This is a genomic window from Cognatishimia activa, from assembly GCF_001458335.1.
Classification (GTDB): domain Bacteria; phylum Pseudomonadota; class Alphaproteobacteria; order Rhodobacterales; family Rhodobacteraceae; genus Cognatishimia; species Cognatishimia activa.
The window spans coordinates 67789-71790 of sequence record NZ_CYTO01000026.1 but is presented as its reverse complement, the minus strand read 5'-3'; the positions used below and the strand labels follow the sequence as shown (position 1 = coordinate 71790).

General features: G+C 55.8%; 3 protein-coding genes. All 3 read right to left on the bottom strand.

The window, feature by feature from the left end:
* Window positions 1-22: 22 nt before the first annotated feature.
* Window positions 23-994 carry a plasmid partitioning protein RepB gene (gene repB / locus TA5113_RS16545; protein WP_058314142.1) on the bottom strand — a complete coding sequence of 324 codons (972 nt, stop codon included), beginning with the start codon at window positions 992-994 and terminating at the stop codon, window positions 23-25.
* Between the two features lie 2 nt (window positions 995-996).
* Window positions 997-2178, bottom strand: a complete 1182-nt coding sequence (gene repA, locus TA5113_RS16540; RefSeq protein ID WP_058314141.1) for a plasmid partitioning protein RepA — start codon at window positions 2176-2178, stop codon at window positions 997-999.
* Window positions 2179-3402: 1224 nt separating this feature from the next.
* The coding region (locus tag TA5113_RS16535) for a recombinase family protein (RefSeq protein WP_258953945.1) at window positions 3403-4002 on the bottom strand (600 nt) is incomplete at its 5' end.

Below are 4002 nucleotides of genomic sequence, written 5' to 3'. Positions count from 1 at the left end.
GGTTAACAGCTGTTAACCGCCGCTATCCTTCGTGGCTCTCTGATTGGAACCGATCGAAGGAATCCTGAATGAGCTGGTCCAGATTCTGATCCAGCCAATTCGCGAATCTCGTGTTTTCCCCTGCCCGCTTGACGGTGACTGAGAGCCCCGATTTACCACTTTTGATCTGCACACCGGGAACGGGCGAGCGCTCCTCGACAGATCGTTCTTGCTTACCTCGCTTGCCAATTTCCTTGAGAACGAGGTCCAGCCGTCCGTCGGAGTCGAGATCACCAGATTGACCAAGAACACCCAGAACACCCTCCTCCGAGAGTTGTACTTTCTCAAACGCCGTTGCGAGTGTGGTCCATTTCGGGCGCCCTGCCCCTGGAGCTGCGCCGATGGCTTCACCGACAGCCAAGGGCACTAGCCGATTGATACGCTCAAGCTGCGAAAGAGTGTTCTTGCTGATAGCCAAAGCCTGACACGCCTCCGCACGCGAGTAGCCCTGCTCCAGGATCGCGTGCGCGAACCGGACACGTTCATAGTAGCTCAGCTCCGCGCGGCCGGCATTTTCGAGGCCTTTCGCCATCAATGCATCGGTATCATCGAGCGTCCGTATCAGAGCCCGCACTGGTATCCCCAGATAGCGGCACGCAAGTATTCGTCTCTGGCCGTAGATGATCTCAAAATGCCCGTCACGATCCTTCGAAGGACGTAGAAGCACCGGGACTTGCTGCCCGGCATCAGCGATGCTGGTTGCGAGATCCTTGATCGATTCATTCGGTGCGGCGCTGTTAACAGCTGTTAACTCAATATCCAGTCGGTCTTTCGGACCCCAAGCAAGGATCAAGTTGGCGTCGATTTCCTGAATGCCGCCGAGACCCGCACGAACAGAGCCGATAGTTCCTTTCGGCAATGTTCGATGAGCTCTATCAGAAGCCCCGTCTTTCGACCCCTCAGTCGCCGCAGTTATCGCAGCCATGATGCCGGTTTTGTTTTTACCCATTGCCATGATTACCGCCCCCAAGCCTTTTGAAGCATTCCCGCAATCTCCGAACCAACCGCATCCATGCTGTTCTTTGCGCGATCATAGGTCGACCTTGTCATCTCGGAGCGCGCAACCTCGTAGATCGACATCTTGAGCATCGATGCGTCGCCGATAGCCGTACTACGTAGTCCGGTCGCCCCAACGACACGATCCTGGAACAGAGCGCGCATTAGGCTCACGATCTGCTGACTTGGGATATCGCTCGGATCGTCCCGCGTGATGAGGAAGGAGAAAAAATCATGATCGAGTTTGACGCCCGTGTCCTCGATCACACCAAGATAAGCAGAAGTCATTTCGACAAACTGCTGGGTGGAAGCAAGGTCGAGCATGCTCGGCGTCATCGGCACGATGACCGAGGTCGCAGCGTAGAGGCCGGTCAAAGTCAAGAATCCGAGAGCTGGCGGGCTGTCGATCACCACTACATCGTAGTCGCTCTCAACGGACTGGATCGCCAGACTGAGCTTCTCAAAGAACGCAACACCGCGCCCTGCATTGACCGCTGTTTCAGTCTCAAATTCGCTCAGCACAAGGCGGGCAGGTGCCAAGTGCAATCCAGGGAAATAGGTTTCCACAACAGCTTCCGACATCGGTACTGGATCGTCATAACGAAGTGCGTCGTAAATCGAAGCGCCTTCAAACTCCAGTTCAGTTTGAATCCCGCAAAAGCCAGTGAGGCTCCCTTGTGGGTCCAAGTCAATCGCCAGCACCCGGTAACCACTCAAAGCAAGGTAGTGACACAGATGGATCGCAGAGGTGGACTTTGCAGATCCACCTTTGAAGTTCATCAGCTGAATAACCTGAAGCTTGTCACCCTCGCGACGCCCAGGAAGATACTTACCCGGCTTTCGAGAGCTTGCCTCCAGGAAATGGCGCGCTTGCAGGATCTCATCACCGGAATAGAAGCGCCGTCCGTTCTTGATTACTTCAGGCTCCGGCAAGGACCCGTCGCTATGGCACTTGCGCAAGAATTGCCCGGTCACCCCTAGAAGATCAGCAGTCTCTGTAGCGCTGAATAGTCTCAAATTCTTGCGTTGATCGGGCGCGTAGGCTTGTTGAAGATGCGTCGTGAGCGCGGTGTGTAGACGCGCCGCCATCTGGCTTGTAAGCTCGGATTGAGACGCCGCTTCGATTGGTGCCGTCTGAAACATGGTTGCTATTTCTCTGCTCGAACGCGCTTATTTGCGCAACTTGACTCTAATGGCCGTGATTCACCATGTTAAGTCAAGGATTTTATCCACAAATTGTGCTGTCGGACCAAAGGTCTACTAGGGAAGCCACGCACCCTCTAGAGTTAACAGCTGTTAACAGCACTCACAAAATTGTGGTTCACGAGTGCATCTGGCGCAGACTGGGTGTCGCTAGCGCACGGTTTCTCAATGGTGTCTTGACCGAAAATCCGATTAGCGAGAGATACAGCGAACTCAGGCCGGATCGGACAACGCACCGACAGACTTACGGCAAACCCAAGGCCCAATTGGATCGACATTCAAAGCTACATTGATACTTGGGTGCCGGGCCCAAACGATCAGATCAAACGCACTTCATGCGCATGGATGCACAAGGCCCTGTTGTCTGAGGCGTCAATGATCCCCAGCAGGGTAGGGGGCATCGCGGCTTCTCGCGTCGCGGGAACAGTATCCGGCACAAAGCACAGCGTAGACAGGACCAATTCAACCACGCCTCACCTAACCGCGAGACCTATCCGATGAGACCAAATCATAGAAGGAGGAGGTGCGATCCGTGACATTCTGGGTTCAAGAGATTGTTCAGGGATCATAAGTTCAGCACTCAAAGAAGCCGATGCGCTCACTCGACGGCTTCGAAGACCACTGGAAAGCAACCGCGGACCACGTTTTTGCTTCAGCACAACCTATGGCTCCCGTCACCGATTCTCTGAGGGCAAATTGCGCCCAGTTTTGTTGTTCAGATGATCCGCGTAGAATGATCCATGGCTGATACTTTCCGAAGATCCAGGTTCAGGAACCGTCGTCGAGAAATACTAGGGCAGGGACCTCGATCATTGTCCCGGTCTTGGCTAAATCGATTGTCAGCTACTGGAGACAAGTCGAAACCGTTGGGAGCGCACCGTACCTTTACTCGACGCCACCACAGGTTCGTGCCCGGTCGAGGGTTTGCAGGTCAAAACGCATTAGGTAGGTTGCGCCCCGGCAGAGACATATCATCTATCTGTCTATAGTACGGCGTTTGTGTCTGGCCCACTGATCGCCGGGTGCCAGCATTTTGGAGCGGGGAAATGCACGACGGATTGCGCGTGGAACATCTGTTGCGCTTCGTGAACCCATTCACCTGCCCGCAAAGTGCGCTGCAACAATGCAATCGTTCCATGGCGTGGAAGATTTACAAGGTTGCGATTAGTGCGCGGACCTCAGCAACCCCAGCTTTTCAGCACGCTCCAGCAGCATCTTCACAGAGGAAGGCTGCCAGCTAGTACGGCCTCGAGGGGTGCGCTCACGCATCGATTCTAGCCGGTCGCAGATCGCCTGCAGTGTGATTTCGGGGTCCGAGCCTTTGATGGCAGCCACGATAGCTGGCAGGCGGTCATCGGTTTCGCGGCGTCCGGCGCGGCCAAGCACTTCATCTGGTAGAAACCCGTCGCGGACATAGGCTTTCACAGCACGGAGTAGGCGGCTTTGGGTCCAGTGCCGGTCGTGGGGCAGGGGGCCATTAATGATTCGCAAAACATCTTCCCAGGCCATATCCGGCCGTAGGCGTCGCACGTGGGGCACCCAATCCTGCGCGGTTTCGCTCAGGCGCTCCATGTAGCCGTCCTGTCGTGCCAGCCGCACCTTGCGCAGCGCGGCGGGGTCTTTGGTGCGAAGCCCAGGATTGCCACCAACGCGCCCTTTGGCGCGCGCAGAGGCAAGCCCGGCCTTTGTCCGCTCACGTATCAGCGCGCGCTCGAACTCGGCCGCGGCGCCCAGAACCTGCAATGTGAATTTTCCTTGAGGGGA

Bases quoted from the DNA above. Each gene is read 5' to 3' on its own strand.
- repB (WP_058314142.1), bottom strand. From the start codon at position 994: ATGGCAATGGGTAAAAACAAAACCGGCATCATGGCTGCGATAACTGCG.
- repA (WP_058314141.1), bottom strand. From the start codon at position 2,178: ATGTTTCAGACGGCACCAATCGAAGCGGCGTCTCAATCCGAGCTTACA.